This window comes from Rhodococcus sp. KRD162 (assembly GCF_017168335.1).
Taxonomy (GTDB): domain Bacteria; phylum Actinomycetota; class Actinomycetes; order Mycobacteriales; family Mycobacteriaceae; genus Rhodococcoides.
The window spans coordinates 405,326-426,726 of record NZ_JABFAU010000003.1 but is presented as its reverse complement, the minus strand read 5'-3'; the positions used below and the strand labels follow the sequence as shown (position 1 = coordinate 426,726).

17 protein-coding genes and 1 tRNA gene are annotated in these 21,401 nt (G+C 65.9%); 8 read left to right on the top strand and 10 right to left on the bottom strand.

Going from position 1 to position 21,401, the window contains the following annotated elements:
- Nucleotides 1-11 precede the first annotated feature (11 nt).
- The 8 genes from J1M87_RS04450 (at nucleotide 12) to J1M87_RS04415 (ending at nucleotide 9,968) form a co-directional block, all read left to right on the top strand.
- Complete coding sequence (locus J1M87_RS04450; RefSeq protein ID WP_241256423.1) at nucleotides 12-713, top strand: ABC transporter ATP-binding protein; 702 nt, start codon at nucleotides 12-14, stop codon at nucleotides 711-713.
- Nucleotides 710-3,181 carry an FtsX-like permease family protein gene (locus tag J1M87_RS04445; protein WP_206488160.1) on the top strand — a complete coding sequence of 824 codons (2,472 nt, stop codon included), beginning with the start codon at nucleotides 710-712 and terminating at the stop codon, nucleotides 3,179-3,181. Before J1M87_RS04450 ends, J1M87_RS04445 begins: the two co-directional genes overlap by 4 nt.
- Nucleotides 3,182-3,523: 342 nt before the next feature.
- A complete protein-coding gene (locus J1M87_RS04440; protein WP_206488158.1) occupies nucleotides 3,524-3,967 on the top strand; it encodes an isochorismatase family protein in 444 nt (147 codons plus the stop codon).
- Between the two features lie 114 nt (nucleotides 3,968-4,081).
- Nucleotides 4,082-4,157 (top strand) — tRNA-Arg (locus tag J1M87_RS04435).
- Nucleotides 4,158-4,234: 77 nt separating this feature from the next.
- Nucleotides 4,235-5,605 (top strand): HNH endonuclease signature motif containing protein, encoded by a 1,371-nt coding sequence (locus J1M87_RS04430; RefSeq protein WP_241256317.1) that lies wholly within the window; start codon nucleotides 4,235-4,237, stop codon nucleotides 5,603-5,605.
- Nucleotides 5,606-5,830: 225 nt separating this feature from the next.
- A complete protein-coding gene (locus tag J1M87_RS04425) occupies nucleotides 5,831-7,177 on the top strand; it encodes a DEAD/DEAH box helicase (protein ID WP_206488156.1) in 1,347 nt (448 codons plus the stop codon).
- A 95-nt stretch (nucleotides 7,178-7,272) separates the two neighbouring features.
- Nucleotides 7,273-9,234: an ATP-binding cassette domain-containing protein gene (locus J1M87_RS04420; RefSeq protein ID WP_241256316.1), complete on the top strand. Its 1,962-nt coding sequence runs from the start codon at nucleotides 7,273-7,275 to the stop codon at nucleotides 9,232-9,234.
- Complete coding sequence (locus tag J1M87_RS04415) at nucleotides 9,231-9,968, top strand: energy-coupling factor transporter transmembrane protein EcfT (RefSeq protein WP_206488152.1); 738 nt, start codon at nucleotides 9,231-9,233, stop codon at nucleotides 9,966-9,968. The genes J1M87_RS04420 and J1M87_RS04415 overlap by 4 nt, the downstream gene beginning before the upstream one ends.
- A 1-nt stretch (nucleotide 9,969) precedes the next feature.
- On the opposite strand, the gene J1M87_RS04410 is transcribed toward J1M87_RS04415, so the two are convergent.
- The 10 genes from J1M87_RS04410 to J1M87_RS04365 form a co-directional block, all read right to left on the bottom strand.
- A complete protein-coding gene (locus J1M87_RS04410; protein WP_206488150.1) occupies nucleotides 9,970-11,622 on the bottom strand; it encodes a substrate-binding domain-containing protein in 1,653 nt (550 codons plus the stop codon).
- 101 nt (nucleotides 11,623-11,723) lie between these two features.
- Nucleotides 11,724-13,355: a substrate-binding domain-containing protein gene (locus J1M87_RS04405; RefSeq protein WP_206488148.1), complete on the bottom strand. Its 1,632-nt coding sequence runs from the start codon at nucleotides 13,353-13,355 to the stop codon at nucleotides 11,724-11,726.
- A 71-nt stretch (nucleotides 13,356-13,426) separates the two neighbouring features.
- The gene (locus J1M87_RS04400) at nucleotides 13,427-13,858 is read right to left on the bottom strand and encodes an SRPBCC family protein (RefSeq protein WP_206488146.1); all 432 of its coding nucleotides are present in this window, start codon (nucleotides 13,856-13,858) and stop codon (nucleotides 13,427-13,429) included.
- Between the two features lie 82 nt (nucleotides 13,859-13,940).
- The gene (locus J1M87_RS04395; RefSeq protein WP_206488144.1) at nucleotides 13,941-15,608 is read right to left on the bottom strand and encodes a cation acetate symporter; all 1,668 of its coding nucleotides are present in this window, start codon (nucleotides 15,606-15,608) and stop codon (nucleotides 13,941-13,943) included.
- On the bottom strand, nucleotides 15,605-15,907 hold the full coding sequence (locus J1M87_RS04390; RefSeq protein ID WP_241256418.1) for a DUF485 domain-containing protein: 303 nt from the start codon (nucleotides 15,905-15,907) through the stop codon (nucleotides 15,605-15,607). Before J1M87_RS04390 ends, J1M87_RS04395 begins: the two co-directional genes overlap by 4 nt.
- 205 nt (nucleotides 15,908-16,112) lie before the next feature.
- Nucleotides 16,113-17,855, bottom strand: coding sequence for a cation acetate symporter (locus J1M87_RS04385; RefSeq protein WP_206488140.1), 1,743 nt, complete (start codon nucleotides 17,853-17,855; stop codon nucleotides 16,113-16,115).
- Between the two features lie 6 nt (nucleotides 17,856-17,861).
- Nucleotides 17,862-18,221 (bottom strand): hypothetical protein, encoded by a 360-nt coding sequence (locus J1M87_RS04380; protein WP_206488138.1) that lies wholly within the window; start codon nucleotides 18,219-18,221, stop codon nucleotides 17,862-17,864.
- Nucleotides 18,222-18,234: 13 nt separating this feature from the next.
- Nucleotides 18,235-19,044 (bottom strand): LytTR family DNA-binding domain-containing protein, encoded by an 810-nt coding sequence (locus tag J1M87_RS04375; RefSeq protein WP_206488136.1) that lies wholly within the window; start codon nucleotides 19,042-19,044, stop codon nucleotides 18,235-18,237.
- The gene (locus J1M87_RS04370; protein ID WP_206488134.1) at nucleotides 19,041-20,213 is read right to left on the bottom strand and encodes a sensor histidine kinase; all 1,173 of its coding nucleotides are present in this window, start codon (nucleotides 20,211-20,213) and stop codon (nucleotides 19,041-19,043) included. The genes J1M87_RS04375 and J1M87_RS04370 overlap by 4 nt, the downstream gene beginning before the upstream one ends.
- A complete protein-coding gene (locus J1M87_RS04365) occupies nucleotides 20,210-21,391 on the bottom strand; it encodes a lipase family protein (protein ID WP_307830728.1) in 1,182 nt (393 codons plus the stop codon). The genes J1M87_RS04370 and J1M87_RS04365 overlap by 4 nt, the downstream gene beginning before the upstream one ends.
- Between the last annotated feature and the right edge of the window lie 10 nt (nucleotides 21,392-21,401).

Sequence of the window (21,401 nt, the reverse complement as noted above, 5' to 3'; positions counted from 1 at the left end):
CGGTGACGAAGTTGATGCTGGAGTTGTCCGCGGTGGTCAAGGAGTACCCCACCGGCGAGCAACCGGTACGAGCGCTGGACGGCATCGATCTCACCATCGAGGGCGGGCAGTTCGTCTCTCTGGTCGCGCCCTCGGGTGCCGGTAAGTCGACGCTGCTGCACATGCTCGGCGCACTCGATACACCCACCTCCGGCTCCATCCGTTTCAACGACGTCGAGGTCACCACCCTCGACGACAACGCCCAATCGGACTTCCGACGGCACCAGGTGGGGTTCGTCTTCCAGTTCTTCAACCTGCTGCCGACGATGTCGGCATGGGAAAACGTCGCCGTCCCCAAGCTTCTCGACGGCACACCCATCAAGAAGGCCAGATCCGACGCGTTGCGACTGCTGGACATGGTGGGGCTCTCGCACCGATCCGAACACCGTCCGGCACAACTGTCCGGCGGACAGATTCAACGCATCGCGATCGCCCGGGCTCTGATGATGGACCCGGCGCTACTGATCGCCGACGAACCCACCGGCAATCTCGACTCGAAGACCTCCCACACCGTCCTCGAGATCCTGGCCGACGTGGCGCACGCCAGCGATGGGCGTCGAGCAGTGGTGATGGCGACCCATGACCTCGAGGCCGCCCACCGCACCGATCGGATCGTCAGCATGATCGACGGCCGGGTCGAGACCGACACCCCGACGGCCGGTCTCGATCGGTGATCGGTACCGCGCTCAGCAGATTTCGCGTCATCAGCCTTCGCGACCTGCGCATGCACTGGGTGCGCTCACTGGTCTCGGCCGGTGTCGTCGCCGTGGCCGCTGGATTGCTCGTCGCGGTCCTCGGTACCTACGGATCGTTGACCGGATCCGTCGAACGTCTCGCAGCGACGATTGCAGGCAACGCGAACTACGAAATCGTCGGCGTCACCGACTCGGGTTTCGACGAGCGTGAACTCGACGTCGTACGCGCCGTCCCCGGCGTGGAGGCGGCGGTTCCACTGCTGCGCAGCACTGTTCGATCCGATGTCGGGAACCTGACGCTCCTCGGGGTCGACGCCTCCGTCACCGCCCTGCAATCGGATCTGCAGGGTGCCGTCGGCGATGCGGCAGGGTTGCTCGCCGACCCGTCCGGTGTAGTGGTCGGAGCTGCAACGGGTCTCGAACAAGGCGACACCATCTCGATACGAGGTACCCCGGTCGCCGTCGCCGGAGTGATCGACGGCCCGGGGACGCAGCGCATCGGCGGGGGCAACTTCGCGGTTGCACTGCTACCGACGGCCAGAGCGCTCACGGACCGACCCGATCAGCTCGACTCGATCTTCGTCCTCGGTGACGGAGACACACTGCGCACCGATCTCGACTCCGCGCTGGGCGGACGGGTATCGGTGATGAATCCGGACTTCCGGGCCGACCGAGCAGACCAAGCGATGAGCCTGACTCGCAATGCCACGCTGATGGTCTCGCTCATCGCGTTCGTCGTGGCGGGCTTCCTTGTCTTCAATGTCATGAACATGGCCATCGCGAAGCGTCGTCCCACCATCTCTCTGCTTCGGGCCGTCGGCGGCCGCCGCGGCGATATCGTCCGCGATCTGCTGTTCGAGTCGGTGCTGGTCGGTCTCGTCGGTGGCGCGGTGGGCGTTCCGCTGGGAATCGCCATGGGCCGCATCGCTATCGAGAGCCTGCCGCCGTTCTTGTCGCAGGCTTTCGATGCGCAGATCGAATACGTATTGCCCGGCTTCGCCATTCCGGTGGCGATCGTGGCATGTGTGCTGGCTTGTGTGGGTGCCTCGACTGTCGCGGCGGTTCAGGTCTACCGAATCTCTCCGATCGAGGCGCTGGCCGTCGGCGGCGGGGACACCTCGGGTGGCCCCGGTCTGCGATTCACCGTGGCGGCCACCGTGTTCGGTATTGCCGCCATCGCCGGGTCGTTCCTGTTCGCCGTCAGTGTCGACGGGCAGGCGACCCTCGGTGCAGGCGCGCTGTTCATGGTCGGCGTCGTTGCATTGTGCGTCGGTGCGACAGGGCCGATCGTCTCGGCCACGGCAGCGGTGCCGCGCCGTTGGGGTGGTGCGGGCCGCCTGGCCACCGCCACCATCGAGCGCGCGCCGCGGCGCATCTGGGCGACGGTGATGACCATCGTGATCGCGGTGGGAGTCAGCGTGGGCGTGTCGGGTTCGTTGACCGATATGACCGATTCGGCGGCACGGTCGTTGTCTTCGCTGGCCGATACCGACCTGTACGTGTCGATGAGCTCGCCCGACGCCATTCCGGCCGGCCCCATCGTGCCCACCGAGGTTGTGGACGCCGTCAGGGCCACGCCGGGCGTGACGCGCATCGTCGAGGGCCAGTGGGCCTACGCGAGCATCGACGAGCAATGGGTCTCGATCCAGGGCGTCGCCGACGGCAGCAACGCGGTGACTCTCTCGTCGCTGTCGGACGAGGTTCGCTCCGGCCTGCTCGCCGGTGACGGGGTTGTCCTCTCGCAGGGGCTCGGCCGATCACTGGGTGTGTCGGCCGGCGACTCGATCGACCTGCCGACGCCGACGGGCGTGCGGAACGTGCGCGTGCTGGATCTGGTGGACTACATCAATGCCGCAGGCGGCACGATGGCGATCTCGTTGGATTCGATGCAGCGTTGGTTCGAGCGGCCCGGCGCGACCTATCTCGAGGTCACCGTCGCCGGAGATGCTGCCGCTGTTCGAGATTCGTTGCGAGCGGCACTGCCGTCGGATGCCTTCGTATACACCGGCGCAGCAGCCTTGGAGGGCACAAGTGCTGCAATCCGGCAGTCCGGTGCGTTGGCCATCGCATTGCAATGGATCGTGGCGCTCGTTGCGGCAGTCGCGTTGCTCAACACGTTGACGCTGTCCGTCCTGGAACGTCGCCGTGAACTCGGGGTGCTCCGCGCGATGGGTGGTGGACGGGGAACCCTGGCCCGAATGGTGCTGGCAGAGGCACTGTCGGTCGGCATCGTCGGCGGTGCCCTCGGCCTGATCATCGGCGCGGGTCTGCAATACCTGAGCACCCTGATCCTCGGAGCCAGCATCGGAATTCCGGTCGACTACTCCGCCAGTTGGTCGGTGCTGCTGTACGGACTCGTTGCGCTCGGCCTGTCGCTGCTGGGTTCGGCTCCGCCTGCCGTGCACGCATCGCGATTGAACATCGTGGAGGCTATTGCGGCGGACTAGGTGGGATCCGCGTCGGTCTGGGCCTCGGGATCCGCGGTCTGGGCCTCGGGATCCGCAAACGCGCGCGCGTTGGTCAGGTGCGAGCGGAATAGACAGCCAGTGGCTGGCAACTCTGCGCGCGTTTGGCGAATGCGCGCGCGTTTGTACGAGGATGACCGACGTGGCCACATTCAGCGTCGAAGTCGAGGAGTACGCGGTCGAGACTCTGCGGGACTGCGTGGGTGGTCCCGAGTGGGAGGTGCAGCCCGAGCGTGCCGCCGTACTGGTCCACGACATGCAGCCGTATTACCTGAACGTGCTGCACAACTCGGTGCGTTCGCGGGTTCTGCAGAGGTGTCGACGGTGGTCTCGAGCGCCCGGGCCATTGGGGTACCGATCTTGGCGAGTGGTCCGAGGGCAGCGAGTCTCATCGAGCAGCGTGGACTGCTGGGACCGATGTGGGGCTTGGGTCCATCCGCCGAGGACGTATCGATCGCCGAGCCGGACTTCGTTCCGATCGTGAAGCGCAGCTACAGCGCCTTCTACGCCACCGATCTGGAGGTCGAACTGCGCCGACACGGCCGTGACCAGCTCATCATCGTGGGAGTGTTCGCCTCGGCAGGAATTCTCGCGACGACGTTCGACGCTTTCGCCCGCGACATCCAGAGCTTCGTCGGCATCGAATCGACTGCCGACTACACCGCTCACCAGCACCGCACCGCCCTGAACCTGATCGCATCGCTGACCGGGAGGGTGACGAGCAGCGGCAACCTGCTTCACGATCGCCGCGGTGGGCCGCTAGACTAGCGAGCGCGATGTGGGCCAGCTGTGCACCGTAGCAGCGAACCCATCCGCAACCGATTGTTCGATGAATCGAAAGCCGTTGCTGGACAACAGCTTTCGACCAGGAAACGATCACCAGCCTTCGTAGCTCAGGGGATAGAGCAACCCTCTCCTAAAGGGTAGGTCGCAGGTTCGAATCCTGCCGAGGGCACCACCGCGCCGATTCCGCGACTCCCCCTCCATCACCCCTGCGACTATTGCGCACCCGCGAAAATGCCCGTACTATCGAACATGCATTCGAGTACTGGGGAGGAACTCGTGGTCACAGCTCTACAGGATTCACCGCTGACGTCGGACGACCTACTGCGTTTCGTCGCACGCCTTCAATCATCGGACTTCGACGCCGACGCAGCTGCCGGCATCGATCTGATCTCTGCACTCGAGACGGTCAAATGCGCCAGCGTGGCAGCTCAGGCCGTGGTCACCGATGCCGTTGCGACGTCGATCAGCAACGAACGCCGGGAACAAGGCAAGCCGAAAGCGCAGTGGCGCACTGGTATTGCGTCGCAGATCGGCCTGGCTCGACGCGAATCACCCAACCGTGGCAGCACCCACCTCGGTCTCGCTCGGGCCCTCGTGCACGAAATGCCGCACACTCTCGCCCGCCTGCGAGCCGGGCACCTCAACGAGTGGCGCGCGATGATCCTTGCTCGCGAGACGGCGTGTCTCACCGTCGAGGACCGCCGCACCATCGACGAACGATTGTGCGCAGACCCAGCCACACTGGCCGGTGCGGGCGACCGCACCATCGAAGGCCGCGCCCGCGCACTCGCCAACGAACTCGACGCCGCCTCCCAGGTGAAACGCCGTGCCAAGGCCTACGCCGCCCGCCGCACCAGCACCCGTCCCGCACCCGAATCCATGGGCTTGTTCACCGTGCTCACCTCGATGGAGAAGACGGTCTGCATGTGGGCGACACTGCGACGCGATGCCGACACCATCATCAACACCGGCGGTGACACGCGGACCCGCGACCAGATCATGGCCGACCTCGTATTCGAGCGAATCACCGGCGCAGCAGCGGCTCAAGGTCCACCGGTGACCGTCGACATCGTCATCTCGGACTCGACTCTCCTCGCCGGCGCAGACACGTCCGCGTACATGCACGGCCACGGCGACATTCCATCCGATGTCGCTCGGCAGCTCATCAGCGACGCACTCGACAGTGAGACACATATCGCATTACGACGCCTCTACGCCCATCCGACATCCGGTGCACTGACGGCAGTCGAGTCCACATCACGCGCATTTCCCACCGCACTCGGACGCCTCATCGACCTCCGAGATCGCACCTGCCGCACCCCGTGGTGCGACGCACCGATCCGCCACCACGACCACATCAGACCGCACTCCGCGGGCGGAAGAACGAGCGCCGAGAACGGCGCAGGTCTTTGTGCCGCATGCAATTACGCGAAAGAAGGCGAAGGCTGGACAGCCGAGGCGGTTCGAGGCACTCGCAGCGAACGACACCGCTACCGGCTCATTTCGCCCACCGGACACACCTACGATTCGAGCGCCCCTCCCATGCCGGTGATCGAGATCTACAACTCCCCGGCCGAGAACGTGATGCTCCTCGGACTCTTCGACGACGACGCCGCATGACCTGTCACTGCGGGAACAGACGGAGCCACAACTCGGTTACACTCGACATCGACGCGCGCAGTTGCGCGTCAGACGTCGTGGAATGCTCCCGAAATCACCACGTGCACCCTGCACAGGCTTCTCTTACGGCGATCGAAACTGCCCACCGGCAGTCTCGCCACCTTTGCATCTCGGCCCGAAGGCCCGCAGGTGCAACATCCTGCCCGAAAGGCACTTTTCAACACTATGACGACCCCACAGACTTTTGCTGCGCTCGGCGTACCCCAGGCCATCGCGGATGTACTCGCGAGCCAGGGCAAAACCGAAGCATTCCCCATCCAGGCCGACACGCTCCCCGACACACTGCAGGGACGCGACGTGCTCGGACGGGGAAAGACCGGCAGCGGCAAGACACTCGCATTCTCCATCCCGATGGTCGCTCGCCTCGCCGGCCAGCTTCCCGGCAACCGCAAGCCCGGCCGCCCACGCGGCCTGATTCTCGCGCCGACGCGTGAGCTCGCCACCCAGATCGCCGTCGCGATCGAACCGCTCGCCGCCGCATACTCACTGAAGGTCACCACGATCTTCGGTGGTGTATCGCAGGTTCGTCAGGTCTCCGCACTCAAGGCCGGAGTCGACATCGTCGTCGCCTGCCCCGGACGCCTCGAAGACCTGATGAAGCAGCGCCACCTCACCCTCGACGGCGTCCAGATCACCGTACTCGACGAGGCCGACCACATGGCCGATCTCGGGTTCCTGCCCGTCGTCACCCGCATCCTCGCCGCCACCCCGGACAAGGGCCAGCGCATGCTGTTCTCCGCCACCCTGGACAACGGCGTCGACAAGCTGGTCAAACGCTTCCTGCACAACCAGATCACCCACTCCGTCGACGAGGCCACCTCGCATGTCGAGGCCATGACGCACAGCGTCTTCGAGGTCGACGGCGTCGAGGCGAAGAAGAAGCTCGTCCATCGGCTCGCCTCGGGCACCGGACGCCGCATCCTGTTCATGCGCACCAAGCACCAGGCCCGCAAGCTCGCCAAGCAGCTCACCGACGCCGGGATTCCGTCCGTCGACCTGCACGGCAACCTCTCGCAGGCTGCACGCGACCGCAACCTCGCGGCCTTCTCCTCCGGTCAGGCCCGCGTCCTCGTCGCCACCGACGTCGCCGCTCGCGGCGTCCACGTCGACGATGTCCAGCTGGTGGTCCATGTCGATCCCCCGGCCGAGCACAAGGCGTACCTGCACCGCTCCGGCCGCACCGCCCGCGCGGGAAGCGCCGGTGACGTCGTCACCGTCGTCCTTCCCGAGCAGCGCAAAGACACCGCAGTACTGCTGCGCAAGGCCGATATCAAGGTCACCCCGGTCCGCGTCACCGCAGACTCGCCCGCAGTGGCGAACCTCGTCGGCGAACAGGCCCGCTACGTCGAGCCGGCACCACGAGTCGAGCAAGCCCCGGCCCGCAGCGGCGCACCGCGCAACAACAACGCGCGACGCGGCGGCCCGGCCCGTTCCGGCGGAAAGCCGCGTTCCGGCGGCGGTGGGCACAGCCGCCGCGCAGCAGGATCGACCTCGAGCCAGCGCAGCCGCTGAGCTCAGACTGGCACACTGGAGCGGTGACCGTCAGTTCTCCTCGCACGTCGAAATCGGGGCCCCTCGGACCGCATGAATTGGCGACCGCTGCTGTCATGAGCAGCTTCACCGTCGCATTGACGGTGATCGGTGTACTCGTACCGATGGCCGCGATTCTTCAGGTGGTCGCAGCGGTTCCCATGTCGGTCGTGGCGCTGCGCCATCGGACGCGCGCATTGGTCACCGCTGCGATGGCAGCAACCCTCGTCGGGTTCGTCGCAGCCGGCACCCAGACCGCCATCACAGTCGCCAGCGCCGCCCTTCTGGGCGGCCTGGTCGGCCGGGCCAAGCGTAAGAAGCAGGGCCTCGCCGGAGTCATGGTCACCTCGATGGTCGTCGGGCCTGCGCTCGGAGCGCTGATGGTGCTGGTGCTGCTCGTCCTCGTTCCGCTGCGCGAGTTGTTCCTCGGCGTACTCCGCAACACTCTCGAAGGTGTATCCCGGCTACTCGAACGCATATCGGCCCCTCAGGGCGCCGCCGATGCGCTTCGGACGGGCTCGACCGCCGTGCTCGACAACTGGTGGTGGTGGGTCGGCGGATCGATCGCCTTCGGCATCGTCACCGGCACCTTGTTCGCGTGGCTGATTCTCACCGCCATCCTGGACCGCCTCTACACCATTCCAACACCGGAGTCCCTCGTCTCGAGCGCCGACGAGGAGAACATCGAACCACTACCGGTCACACTGACCTCGGTCGGGTACCGGTACTCGGGAAGCAACACTGCGGCCCTGACCGGCGTCGACCTGCACATCGAACCCGGTGAATTCGTAGCAATTGTGGGCCACAACGGGTCCGGAAAGTCGACCCTGACGCGGATTCTCGCAGGCACGGAGCCGACGGAGGGCACCGTCAGCAGGCCAGGCGCACCCGGTCTCGGACGCTACGGCGGCACCGCCGTGGTGCTGCAACGTCCCGAAAGCCAGATCCTAGGTACCCGCGTCGCCGACGACGTGGTGTGGGGTCTGCCCCCGGGGGATACCCGTCCCGACGTCGATGCACTGCTCGACGAGGTGGGACTCGGCGGCATGGGTGCACGCGATACCGCGTCCCTGTCCGGTGGCGAAATGCAGCGTCTGGCCGTCGCCGCAGCATTGGCTCGCACACCTGCCCTGCTCATTGCCGACGAAGCGACGGCCATGATCGACGCCGCAGGCCGCGAACACCTGGTCTCGGTTCTCGCCGAACTGCCGAGAAGGCATGGCATGTCGGTCGTGCTCGTCACCCATCATGTGGCCGAAACCGTTGCAGCAGATCGCGTCGTGCATCTGCAAGGCGGATTCCAGGTGCACCACGATTCGTCATGGATGAACCCGCGAACCGAGAATCCCATTGCCCTGCACGATAATTCGAGTCCCCGATTGTTGGAGCTCACCGGCATCGAGCACACCTACAACCGGCGCACTCCGTGGGCACAAACCGCGCTGAACGGGATCGACATCACCGTCAAGCGCGGTGAAGGGGTGCTGGTTCTCGGTGGCAACGGCTCGGGCAAGTCGACTCTCGCCTGGATCATGGCCGGACTGACCGGCCCGACGAAGGGCACCGCACTGCTCGGCGGCAAGGCGATGACCGGGCGGGTCGGCGAGGTCGGGTTGGCGTTTCAGCACTCCCGCCTGCAGTTGCAGCGACGCACCGTATCCGAGGACATCGCCGCGGCTGCGGGCCCTGAAACCGGTTCTGCCACAGTGTCGGCCGCAATGGACGCGGTCGGCCTGGACAGGTCGTTGGCGGCTCGAGACATCGATTCACTCAGCGGTGGCCAGATGCGACGCGTTGTCCTGGCCGGGCTCATTGCTCGTCGGCCGAGCGTGTTGGTTCTCGACGAGCCACTGTCCGGTCTCGATCCACCCGGGCGCGACGAGATCATCGCAGTTCTCGCCGGACTGCGCGAGCGCGGCGTCGCCATCGTCGTCATCTCGCACGATGTGGACGGCCTGGACACCGTCTGCAGTCGCACCATCACGATGGCCGATGGCCATATCGTCTCCGATTCGATCCTCGGGAGTGTGCACTCGTGACCACCGTCGTACTACGCCAGGTGCCACGGTTCTCGCCGATCCATCGCCTGTGGGCCGGAACCAAACTCGTCACCGTCCTGCTACTGAGCATCACGCTCGTGGTGGCTCCGACGTGGCCTGCGTTGGCGATCGTGTTCGCACTGCTGGTGATCGCGGCGATCCTCGCGCATGTGCCGATCACCGCGCTGCCGCGACCACCCTGGTGGATCTGGGCCTTGTTCGGCGTCGGAGCCCTGATCAACCTGCCGCTCGGCGGCGCGGCCGTGATGCTGTACCTGCGCGCAACACTGTTCGTCTTCGTTCTGCTCGGTGCTTCGATGATGATCGGCTGGACCACCTCGATGAGCGATATCGCGCCCGCGGTGTCCAGGCTCGGGACGCCCTTGAAGAAGCTGAAACTGCCGGTCGACGAGTGGGCGATCGCGGTGGCCCTGAGCCTTCGATCGCTGCCCCTGCTGATCGAAGAGATGCGCACCCTCAACGCAGCCCGACGCCTACGCCCCAAACCGGTCGTCAAGAGCGCCTCGGACAATTCACTCGTCGATATCGTCACGACCGTCATGTCGGTGGCCATTCGGCGGGCCGACGAGATGGGTACCGCCATCACCGCTCGTGGCGGCACCGGGATGATCACCGCAACCGACGACCGGTTCAAGGCCTCCGATGCGGCGGCACTGACTGTGGTCACCCTCGCGTGCGCCGCAGCGATCACACTGAGTTTCGTGCTCCGCTGACCTACTCGCCCGCGAGCCGCTCGGTGCGCGAGTTCAGCGCCTTGACGAATACCTCGGGGATATCGCGCGGATCCTCGGCCACATAGCTCGTTCCGCCCGTGACCGCCGAGATCTGCTGTAGCGCAACCGGGTCTGCATCACTGGTGATGCCGACCGTCACGATCACGACGGGCCGCACCGGATCTTGTTCCTTCTGCAGCGTCGCCAGCAGCTGGTCGAGAGTGATGCTGTCGGCGTCCTCGTTGGCTCCGTCGGTCAGGATGATGACACTGTTGACGTAGTTGGGGTCGTACCCCTCCTTGACCCGTCGGAACGCCGCCAAAGTCGTGTCGTAGAGCCCGGTTCCGCCACCGACCAGAGCCGGCAGACCCCGAATGGCGTCGAGAATCGCCTGTCGCTGCGGCTTGCCGTTGAATGTACTCGTCACCGGGCCCAGCGGAACGAGCTCACGGTAGTCCTGTTTTCCGCCACCCAGCCCGATGGAGAACGCCCACAACCCCATCTGGGTCTGGTCGCTGAAGATGTCGTTGGCACCGACCGACGCATCGACGGTCAGCGCGATGCGGGTCGAGTCACCTGATTTCGCCGCCATCGAACCCGACACGTCCTCGACGACGATGGTGCGCAAGGGCAGTGCGAGGACGGCCCAGTCCCTCAGAGTCGTTTCGATGGACAGCGGGTTCTTGATCTCCAGCGATGCCACGGACCCGACGCCTCTGCCGTCGGGCAGCGGGGTGCCGCTCGAGGTTCTGAAGCCGGCCGCGACGAGAGTGTCCGACGCAGCCGGGGTGGCCAAGACCGAGGCCAGAGCAGCTCCGGCCTCCTTGACTCGGTCGTACTCGGGCCCGGCCGGTGCCGTCACCGCCAACGGGTAGTTGAGGAAGTAGCTGCCGGTCGGCGGCACCGTCTCGGTCAGTGTCGCGCTCGGGTTCTCCGCCTCGTATGCGAGAAAGGCCTGCTCGGTGGCCACGCTGGTTCCGCCGTCGGCATCGACCTCGGCCACGAGGTCCGGTGTGTCGTGAGGAGTGTCGGCAATCCGTCCGAAGTCCTGGGCCATCGGCACCAGAGCGGCGGAGACGGCCTTCGCGTCCGAGATCGCAACCTCGGATTCGGCGAGCGCACCGAGGATCGCGGCATTGGAGGCGCTGCTGGTGAGTGGGTCACCGATGCGTTGCCCGGGAATCTGCAACACACTGAGCCAGGTATCGGTCACCGGCACCGCATCGGACTTCGAGACCAGGACCGGCAGCGTGTTCGCCACCGATGTCTTGGCCAGCTCGGGCAGGGCACCGGTCGAGCGGAGAGTCTTGAGCAGCCACAGCGTCGAATCCGGAATCCACAGGTCCGGTCGATTCTCGGTGCCTGCGATCTCGGTGGCGGTGTCGGTAGGGCGCTCGGGGCGTACGTCGAAGTTCACGCAGCCACGGTCCACCTCGCCTGCCTGCGACAGAATCTGCTCGACCGGTTCCGCGATGGAGGTGTCCACAGCGAGCGAGACGGTGTCCAGAGAATCGCAGGAGTCGGCCCCGGATGCGCGTACGGCCTGAACTCCGAACCAGCCACCGGCCACGACGACGACGGCCACCAGGGCCACCACCGCCCAGGTCACAGGCGAGCCGAACGGGCGCGCTTCACCGCTGTGACGACCCGACATCGTTCCCCCCTTCCTCGGTTCCCCTCACACTCGCAGGACGAGTGCAACCGCACGCACTGTCAGGATGACGACCGGCACGTGATCCACAGCATAGTAACCACTCAGCGACCCGACCGGCTCCTGAGGGCATTGACGAATACGTTCGGAATCTCGGCGGGATTTCGGGCAACAAAGCTGGAACCGCCCGTCGCGGCCGATATCTGCTGCAGCACACCGGCGTCGGCATCGTCGGTGATACCGATGGTGACGATGATGACGGGGCGAGACGGGTCCTGCTCGGCCCGCAGTGTGGACAGCAGTTCCTCGAGCGAGACACTGTTCGGGTCCTCGTTGGCACCGTCGGTGAGGATGATGACGCTGTTGACCGCATCCGGATCGTAGCCCTGCTGCACTGCCCGAAAGGCCGCCAGCGTGGTGTCGTAGAGCCCGGTACCGCCGCCGACCAGCGACGGCATGGTTCGGATCTGCTGCAACAGCACCTCGCGCTGAGTCGTGTCGCCGACCTTGTCGTCCATCCGCCGGATCGGTACCAGTTCTCGATAGTCTTTGTCGCCACCCCCGAGCCCGATGGAGAAGGCCCACAGTCCCATCGACGCGTTGTCGGGGAACAAGCGGTTACCGGTCTCGCTGGCCTGGACCGTCAGGGCGATGCGCGTGTTCGCACCCGCGCTGTAGTTCATCGATCCGGACACATCCTCCATCACCAACGTTCGCGAGGGCAGCGCCAGGACCTGATACTCCCGCAGCGTCGATTCGGCAGCCTGCTGATCGGCAACCGTCAGCGCCGTCACGTCACCGATTCCTCGATCGGAGTCGAGGGGGGCGCCGTCGGCAGCTCGAAAGCCCGCCTCGGACAAGGCCTGCTGCCCGGGCTCGGATGCGATCGCCGCAGCCAGAGCCGCGCCGACGGACTTCGCGTCCTCGTGCTTTTGGCCTGCGGGCTCGGTCACCGCCATCGGAAAATTCAGGAAGATACTACCGGTCGGCGGCACCGTCGCACCCAACTCGGCGCCGGTATCCAGTTGGTACTGCAGGAAGGTCTGCTCGGACACCACGGCGACACCGCCGTCGGCGACCAGATCGTCCAGGCGTGTCGTCGCGTCGGCTTCACCGCGGTTGGCGGCCTGGGCCTGAGCGATGGGGACCAGCGCCGTCGACACGGAATCGAGCGCAGTGGCGTCGGTCCCGGCCTCCGCCACCGCACCCAGGATCGCGGCGTCGGACATGGTATTTGTCAACGGGTTACCGATACGCAGGCTTTCGAGTTTCAAGGCGGTGAGCCAGGTGTCGAAGAACGGCACCTCGTCCTTGCGTGCAGCCAGCACCGCCGGGGTACTGGCCACCGACTGACTGGCCAGGTCGATCAGTGACGCGGTGGAGCGCACGGTCTTGCCGATCCACAACGACGAATCCGGAATCCAGAGTGAGGGCACGTCGGCACCCTTGGCCACAGCGTTGGACACCTGACCCGACTGACTCGCGGTCACCTCGATCTGGGCGCACCCCAGATCCTCGACCGACGTATCGTCGATGATCTTCTCCAGTACCGGCGCAATCGAGGGATCCGCGGCCAGGGAGTAGGACGCAGGGTCGCCGCACTCGGACCCGAATGCCTTCTGGGCTACCACCACGCCGCCTCCGACGACGAGGAGCAGGGCAACGGCTACGACGCCGTACTTGGCGACCCTGCTGCGACTCGTCGCGGACGACGGGACACTGTGTCTACCGGGCATGACTGGACCTCTCCGTAGCGAGCGGAGAGGAACGCATCTCCGCCCCGCCGTTCGGTTCGCCAGATACTACTTCAGGCGTAAATCTTCACGAACGTCTTCAGGGAGTTCTCGATGTCGCCTTTGAGCGCTCGCGCGACGCCGGACCCGATCGGGCCGAACAGCGGTGCCCCGCCGAGATTGACGTCGATGGTGATCTCGGAGCCGTCGCCCTTGGCTTTCACCGACATGTTCAGGCCGATCTTGACGCCGCCCTTGCCGTTGCCCTTGAGCTCGAGTTTCTTGGGCGGATCGTAGGATTCGATCTTCCACGACACCCGGTTGCGCATGCCCTTCACGCTGGCGACGGAGTCCAGAGTGGTGCCGACGGCCAGTTGCTCGGGCAGCTCGCCTCGCCACGCTTCGTGAATGGAGAGCCAGCGATCGTATCCGGACAGATCGGACGCATGCTCCCATGTCTGCTCGGGGGTCAGTGGGACGTCGAGGGAAACCTTCAGCTTGGCCACAGCAGGGATGGTAACCGCTGAACGAAAAATGTCCGTGTGAGGCCTTGCTCACACGGACATTTTCGGTGGACTCTCCGTACGACTAGTGCGCGCTGGCCTTCTCCGCGCCGATGCCGGTGAGGGAGCGAACCTCCATCTCTGCCTGCTTGTCCTTGCTCTCGGTGTCCTTCGAGATCAGCGTTCCGACGATGCCGAGGACGAATGCCAACGGGATCGAGACGATGCCGGGGTTGGACAGGGGGAACCAGGCGAAATCCGATCCGGGGATCATCGACGTCGGCGATCCGGAGACGGCCGGGGAGAAGACGATCAACACGATGGTGGAGATCAGACCGCCGTACATGCTGAACAGCGCACCGGTGGTGGTGAAGCGACGCCAGAACAGCGAGTAGAGGATGGTCGGAAGGTTGGCCGCCGCCGCGACGGCGAAAGCGAGTGCCACCAGGAAGGCGATGTTCTGGCCGTTGGCGAGAATGCCGAGACCGATGGCGAGAAGACCGATGACGACGGCGGTGATGCGGGAAACCTTGACCTGCTTGACGTCGTCGACCTTGCCCTTCTTGATGACGCTGCCGTAGATGTCGTGGGCGAACGAGGCCGAGGCGGTGATCGTCAGTCCGGCGACCACGGCGAGGATCGTCGCGAAGGCGACCGCCGAGATGATGCCGAGCAGGATCACGCCGCCGAGCTCGAAGGCCAACAGCGGAGCAGCGGAGTTCTGACCACCGGCCGAGGCCAGGATGCGGTCGGGTCCGACGATCGCTGCGGCTCCGTAGCCGAGAACGAGGGTGAACAGGTAGAAGGCACCGATGAGCGCGATGGCCCATACGACGCTGCGGCGAGCTTCCTTGGCGGTGGGCACCGTGTAGAAGCGCATCAGCACGTGCGGCAGACCCGCGGTGCCGAGCACGAGGGCGATACCGAGCGAGAGGAAGTTGATCTTCGAGGTGGCACTGCCGCCGTACTGAGCCCCGGGCTCGATCACGTCACGCGCTGCCACGGCATCGTTCGCCGATCCGGCCACCATGGTCTGCGCGCTACCGAGGAGCTCGGAGAAGTTCAGGCCGAACTTGGCCAGCACGAGGACGGTCATGAATGCTGCGCCGGTGATGAGCAGCACGGCCTTGATGATCTGTACCCAGGTGGTGCCCTTCATGCCGCCGATGAGAACGTAGGCGATCATCAGCACGCCGACGACGGCGATGACGATGGATTGTCCGGTGCGGTCGGAGATGTCGAGCAGCAGAGCGACGAGTCCGCCTGCGCCCGCCATCTGCGCGAGCAGGTAGAACAGTGAGACCGTCAGCGTCGACAGTGCCGCCGCGGTGCGAACCGGGCCCTGCTTGAGCCGGAAGCTCAGCACGTCCGCCATCGTGAATTTGCCGGTGTTCCTGAGCAATTCGGCGACGAGGAGTAGCGCGACCAGCCAGGCGACGAGGAAGCCGATGGAGTACAGGAAGCCGTCGTAACCGTAGACGGCGATGGCACCTGCGATACCGAGAAAGCTTGCCGCCGAGAGGTAGTCGCCCGCGATGGCGACACCGTTCTGCGGTCCGGAGAAGCCGCCGCCCGCGGTGAAGAATTCCGCGGAGGTCGAGTTCTTCTTCGATGCGCGGATGACGACGGTCATCGTGATGAGAACGAATGCACCGAAGATCGCGATGTTGACGAGGGGTTCACCGACGGTGGTCTCGGCGGCCTGGGCTAGTACGTTCACGGCAGGAGTGGAGCCTGCGGAATGACCGATCATGAGTTCTTCGCTCCCTGGGAGGTTTCCATCTCGGCGCGCAGAGCTGCAGCGCGAGGATCGAGTTCACGGTTGGCGAACTTCACGTAGATGCCGGTGATGGCGAACGTGGTGACGAACTGGCCGAGGCCGAGCAGCAGACCGACGTTGACGTTGCCCCACACCTTGGTCGACATGAAGTCGACGGCATAGGTGCTCAGCAGCACGTAGAGGACGTACCAGACCAGGAAGAACCCGGCCATCGGGAACACGAAGCTACGCAGGCGACGGCGGAGTTCCTGGAACTCCGGACTGGCCTGCATGTCGACGAACGCTTGCGCGTCCGGTGGCGAATTGGTTTCCGGTGCGGTCACCTTGAACTCCTGAAGTAGATGTGAGCTGTGGCTGTGTCGGAACACTAATGAGAGTCAGGTCACAAAATCAGGAGGTGGCCTCGATCACACGGCGGGCTGCGGGTGTGTGCGACGAGCGGTCGAAAGTGGCAGCCGAGCGGGGAGACGGGCGTTTTCAGAGTTCGCGCTCGCGGTCACGCCCCATGTCGAGCCCCTCGGGTAGGTGCAGTCTCGCGAAGATCCGGGAGATGTCCGGCGGCACCGACTTTCGAGTGGCCAGGCTGACCACGATCATCGAGACGAAGGCGATGGGAACGCTCACTGCAGCGGGATAGCCGAGGATCGCCGACGCCCAACCACCGAGAACGGCCTCGGAGATGGGGGTGACGACGGAGATCGACGCGGCCACCAGTGCGATGCCGCCACCGAGAAGCAGTCCTGTCGCTGCCCCCGCTGCGGTGAGTCCGCGCCACCAGATTCCCAGTACGAGCAACGGGCAGAGGGTGGATGCGGCGACCGCGAAGACGAGTCCGACGGTACGCGAGAGATCGAGCGAGACCACGCCGATCGACAGCGCCAGCGGTACTGCACCAGCGAGTGTCGCGGCGATGCGGAAGTCTCGGACCCGACCCGACAGGACATCGGTGCTCAGTACACCCGCGATGCTCACCAACAGCCCCGACGAGGTGGACAGGAAGGCCGCGATGGCACCCGCGGCGACGAGCGCGGCGAGCAACTGCCCCGGAATCCCGGACAGCACGGAACCGGGCAGCAGCAGGACCGCCGCGTCCGATGCCCCGGTGATCAGCAGTTGCGGTACGTACAGCCGGGCGAACACTCCCAACACCGTCGGGAACAGGTAGAACATTCCGAGCAGCGCCAGGACGGTCAGTGAGGTCAGCCGTGCCGCTCGACCGTCGGGGTTGGTGTAGAAGCGCACCAACACGTGCGGGAGGCCGAGGGTTCCGAGGAAGGTGGCCAGAATCAGTGAATACACCTGGTACAGCGGATGCGCTCCGCCCAGGCCCCCGCCGGGCATCGCCCAGGCCCGGTCCGTCGTCGGCGCACCCGCGACGACAGGCACGGGAGATCCGGCGTCGAGGGTGAGCGCAGTGCCCGAGCCCAGCTGATGCTGGCCCGCGTCGAGCCGAACCCGTCCCTCGACATTCTCGTGGTCGAGGGTGCCTGCCACGGTGACGACGATCGGGGAATCCACCTGCACCAGAACATCGGTGGTGATGTCGACGACGGTCTGTTCGGTCACGGTCGGCGGTGCCGGGCTGCCGACGATGCGGTCGTCGGAAAAGAAGTGCACGGCCAGGACCAGTGCGGGGATGGCGATCGCGGTGAGTTTGAGCCAGTACTGGAATGCCTGCACGAAGGTGATCGAGCGCATCCCGCCGCCGACGACGTTCGCGATGACGATAAGCCCGACGGCCAGGGCACCGACCCATCCGGGCACTCCCAGCAGAATGTTCAGAGTCAGGCCGGCACCCTGAAACTGGGGCACCAGGTACAGCCCGCAGATGACGACGACGGCCAGCATCGCAACGGTGCGCAACCACGGTGCGCCGAGCCGGAATTCGACGAAATCCGGAACGGTGTACGCGCCGCTGCGCCGCAGTGGAGCGGCGACGAACAGCAGCAGACCCAGGTAGCCCGCCGTGAAGCCGACCGGGTACCACAGTGCATCGGCGCCGTACTTCGCGATGAGCCCGGCAACGCCGAGAAACGATGCAGCAGAGAGATACTCACCACTGATGGCGGCAGCGTTCCAGCGCGGACCCACGCTCCGCGAGGCGACAAGGAAGTCCGAGGTGGTGCGCGCCAGCCTTACCCCGTAGATGCCGATGCCCACTGTGGCCAGCGCCGCCAGAAGCAGCGCGATCACCGTCGCAACGGGAATGGATCCGTTCACCTACCTCTAGTCCTCGACCAGCCCGACGAACTCGGTCTCGTTGCGCTCGGCCCGGCGCACGTAGGCCCAGCCGACCCCGAACAGCAGCGGATAGATCGCCACCCCAAGCACCAACCACGGCAAGCCGATACCGAACGGTGCCACCTGGCCGATTCGCGCGAGCAGCATGCCCAGCAACGGGATGGCGAACAGAATCGACAGTGTCATCACCGCCAGGCGCACCGACAGCAACAGTTGCGCCCTGACCAGACTGCGGACCAAGGCGTCACCGACCTCGGTCTGCTCCTGTACTTCGACGCGGGTGCGCACCATCCGGGCACCTCGACGCTGCGAGAGCACCACCCGCTCGCGGTTCGGTTGACTCATCGCCGCACCCTCGTCATCGAGACGACCACGATTGCAAGGGCCCGCGGACCAGTCTGTCCTTGAGTTCGCGTGCATGCCTGCGACTGACCGGCAGTTCGCAGGCGGCCAGATCTCCGGTTCCGCGCAGGCACACCACCAGACCCGAACCGACACTTCGGATTCCCGTCACCAGCCGCAGCGAGACCAGGTAGGAGCGGTGCACCCGCAGGAATCCTGCATCGACCCAGCGACTTTCGAGGGTCGATATCGGGATGCGTACCAGGTGCGAGCCGGTACCGGTGTGCAGTCTGGCGTAATCGCCGTCCGCCTCCACCCACGCGACCGACGACCGGTGCACCAAGGTGGTGGTTCCGCCGAGTTCGACGGGGATGACCTCGTCGGTTGCGGTGTCAGCGGACTCGGCGGGTCTACGACGCGCGAGCAGTACCCGACGAACGGCCTCGGCCAGTCGGTCCTCGCGCAGTGGCTTGAGCAGATAGTCGACCGCGCCGAGATCGAACGCCGCGAGAGCCCGATCATCATGGGCGGTGACGAACACGACGGCCGGTGGCCGCGCGAACGCCGACAGGATGCCCGCCAGTTCGAGGCCGTCGAGGCCGGGCATGTTGATATCGAGGAACACCGCGTCGACGACGGGTTGGCCGGGGGCGGCGGTGTGCTGGATCTGCCGCAGGGCAGTGGTGGCGTCCTGCGCGGTGAACACCGCGGCGACGGCGTCCTGCCTGCGGAGCAGGAAGGCGAGTTCGTCCAGTGCCGGACGCTCGTCGTCGACGGCGAGGACGGTCAACCCGCGGCCGGGGTTGGTGGTGGCAGCCTGAGTCATGCGCGCACCCCCGGCCTGAATTTGGGCACCCGCATGCTCACTTTGGTGCCTGCGCCCGGTGCGGTGTCCACGACGAGACCGTAGTCGTTTCCGAAGGCTGCCCGCAGCCGATCGTCCACGTTCGCCAATCCGACGTGGGCGGCCTCCTCGGTGTGCAAACTGCCCGAACGCAACAAATCAGGGTCCATTCCCACCCCGTCGTCCTCGACGCTGATGACGGCGTCGGTGCCCTCGTCGGCGGCGATGATCGTCACTCGGCCACCGTCGGCCTTACCGGACAGCCCGTGCCGGACGGCGTTCTCGACGAGCGGCTGCAGCGCGAGAAACGGCAGAGCAACACCCAACACCTCGGGCGCAACCTGCAACGAGACCTGCAGAGAATCACCGAAGCGGGCCCGCTCGAGTGTGAGATACCGATCGATGTTGCGCAGTTCGTCGGCGAGCACCGTGAATTCGCCAGCGTTGCGGAACGAGTATCGGGTGAAGTCGGCGAACTCGAGCACCAACTCGCGTGCCTGATCCGGATCGGTTCGCACGAACGACGCGATGGTGCTCAGTGCGTTGTAGATGAAATGCGGACTGATCTGCGCGCGGAGCGCCCGCACCTCGGCTCGGTCCAGTCGAGCTCTCGACGCGTCGAGCTCGGCGAGCTCTATCTGCCCGCAGGCGTACCGCGCGACCTCGGTGATCGCGCCGAGCATGCCCGGACCCGGCTCCTCGATCAGGGCCGCTCCCAACACCCCGACGACCGGAGAATCGTCCACCAGCATGGGCTGCACCACCAGAGCCTTGACGGGGTGAATCGAACCGAGTGGTAGGCGCACCAGGACGCGGCGTTGTCCGTCGACGGCTCGTTTGGCTGCTTCGACGAACGCCGGGGTCAGCTCGTCCCACGGTCCGTCCCAGGCCAGCAGGGAGCCGTCGGGATCGCCGATGCCCAACGCGTCGGCTCCGGTGAGCAACCGGAGGTGCGGGGCGGCGGCTGCGGCCGAGCGGGCATCGAGTCCGTCGCGCAGCGGCTTGGCCGCCAACGAGGCGGTGTGCAGGGTGGCGTGTACGGCCCGTTCGGCCGGTGTGGTCAGATCACGCCGTCCGCGCAGGCTGATGACGGCGATCACCGTGACGATCGCTGCCACCATCACCGCGAGCACGGCCAGGGCTCCGGTCATCGTGCGCACGTACTCGACGGCGGCAGGTTCAAGAACCGGTCGACGAGCCAGTCGACGCCGATACTGTTGGCGGCCAGCTCGGCGTGGCCCTGCTGCGCTTCGGATCGAAGCTCCACGTCCTGGCCCAGGTCGCAGGCTTTCGCAACCGCCGAACGCGTCCAACTCGGGTCGATCAGATCGTCGCGCTCGCCGACCAGGACCAGTAGCGGCACCGCGGTACGCGATCTCGGCAGCGCCACCGATTCGAGCCAGTTCGTCATCCGATCTGCTGCCTGCTCGGTGGCCGGAACAGCGTCGGCGGGGTCGATGACGGCTCCGGCGTCGGCCTTCCGGAAGCCGAGCAGGTCGCTGCAGGCCGTCAGTGCGGTCACGTTGTCGGCGAAGGTGCCGCGGATGTACTCCGAGCGTTCGGCGCTCGGATCGGCCACATGCAACCCCTCGAACAGATACGGCACCAGCAGCTGACGCGACAGGGTCTGTTCGGTCTCCGGTGCGAAGAATCGGGTCAGATCGGCGGTGGGCGAGAGCGCCGCGGCACCCACCATCTGCAGGCCGTCGCCGTAGTCGGCATTTCTCTCGGCGGCCGCCCATACCGCCTGCCCACCTTGCGAGGTACCCACGGCGCCCCACCTGGTGCCGACCTCGGGCACTACGTTGCGGGCCGCCCGAACCGCGTCGATGATGTCGTAGGCTGCCGCGTCGGGGTCGAGATAGGCCGGGTCACCCGGCGTGCCGAGCCCCTGATAATCGGTGACCACCACCACGGTGCCGCGCTCGAGGAACGGCGTGACCAATCCGATGCTGCCCAACAGGTTCGGGTAGAGCGAGGGCGCACATTCGTCGGTGACTCCGGTGGTGCCGTGCCCGACCGAGACGATCGGCCAACCGCCAGGGGGCGCAGATCCCTTGGGCACGAACACTGTTCCCGATGTCTGCGTGCTACCGCCGGTCACTCCGTCGGTGGTGCGATAGACGATCTTCGTGGCCGTGCCGCCGAGGTACGCGACACCGATGTCGACCTGACCGAGCAGCATCGACGAGACGATCTCGCCGCGTTCGGAGCCCTCGGGTGCCGTCAGCGGAGTCTGGGGCGGTGGTGTGGGAGCAGCGACGGGCGCACTGCACGCAGCAAGGGCGAACACCAGTGCCGCGGCGGCCACCGGTCCGGTCGACCTCACAGTCTCTGCG

Excerpts from the sequence above, each read along its gene's own strand:
- J1M87_RS04430 (WP_241256317.1), top strand. The coding sequence starts at position 4,235 with ATGCATTCGAGTACTGGGGAGGAACTCGTGGTCACAGCTCTACAGGAT.
- J1M87_RS04380 (WP_206488138.1), bottom strand. The coding sequence starts at position 18,221 with ATGAGTCAACCGAACCGCGAGCGGGTGGTGCTCTCGCAGCGTCGAGGT.
- J1M87_RS04370 (WP_206488134.1), bottom strand. The coding sequence starts at position 20,213 with ATGACCGGAGCCCTGGCCGTGCTCGCGGTGATGGTGGCAGCGATCGTC.
- J1M87_RS04395 (WP_206488144.1), bottom strand. The coding sequence starts at position 15,608 with ATGATCGGTCATTCCGCAGGCTCCACTCCTGCCGTGAACGTACTAGCC.
- J1M87_RS04410 (WP_206488150.1), bottom strand. The coding sequence starts at position 11,622 with ATGTCGGGTCGTCACAGCGGTGAAGCGCGCCCGTTCGGCTCGCCTGTG.
- J1M87_RS04375 (WP_206488136.1), bottom strand. The coding sequence starts at position 19,044 with ATGACTCAGGCTGCCACCACCAACCCCGGCCGCGGGTTGACCGTCCTC.
- J1M87_RS04425 (WP_206488156.1), top strand. The coding sequence starts at position 5,831 with ATGACGACCCCACAGACTTTTGCTGCGCTCGGCGTACCCCAGGCCATC.
- J1M87_RS04405 (WP_206488148.1), bottom strand. The coding sequence starts at position 13,355 with ATGCCCGGTAGACACAGTGTCCCGTCGTCCGCGACGAGTCGCAGCAGG.
- J1M87_RS04390 (WP_241256418.1), bottom strand. The coding sequence starts at position 15,907 with ATGCAGGCCAGTCCGGAGTTCCAGGAACTCCGCCGTCGCCTGCGTAGC.
- J1M87_RS04420 (WP_241256316.1), top strand. The coding sequence starts at position 7,273 with ATGAGCAGCTTCACCGTCGCATTGACGGTGATCGGTGTACTCGTACCG.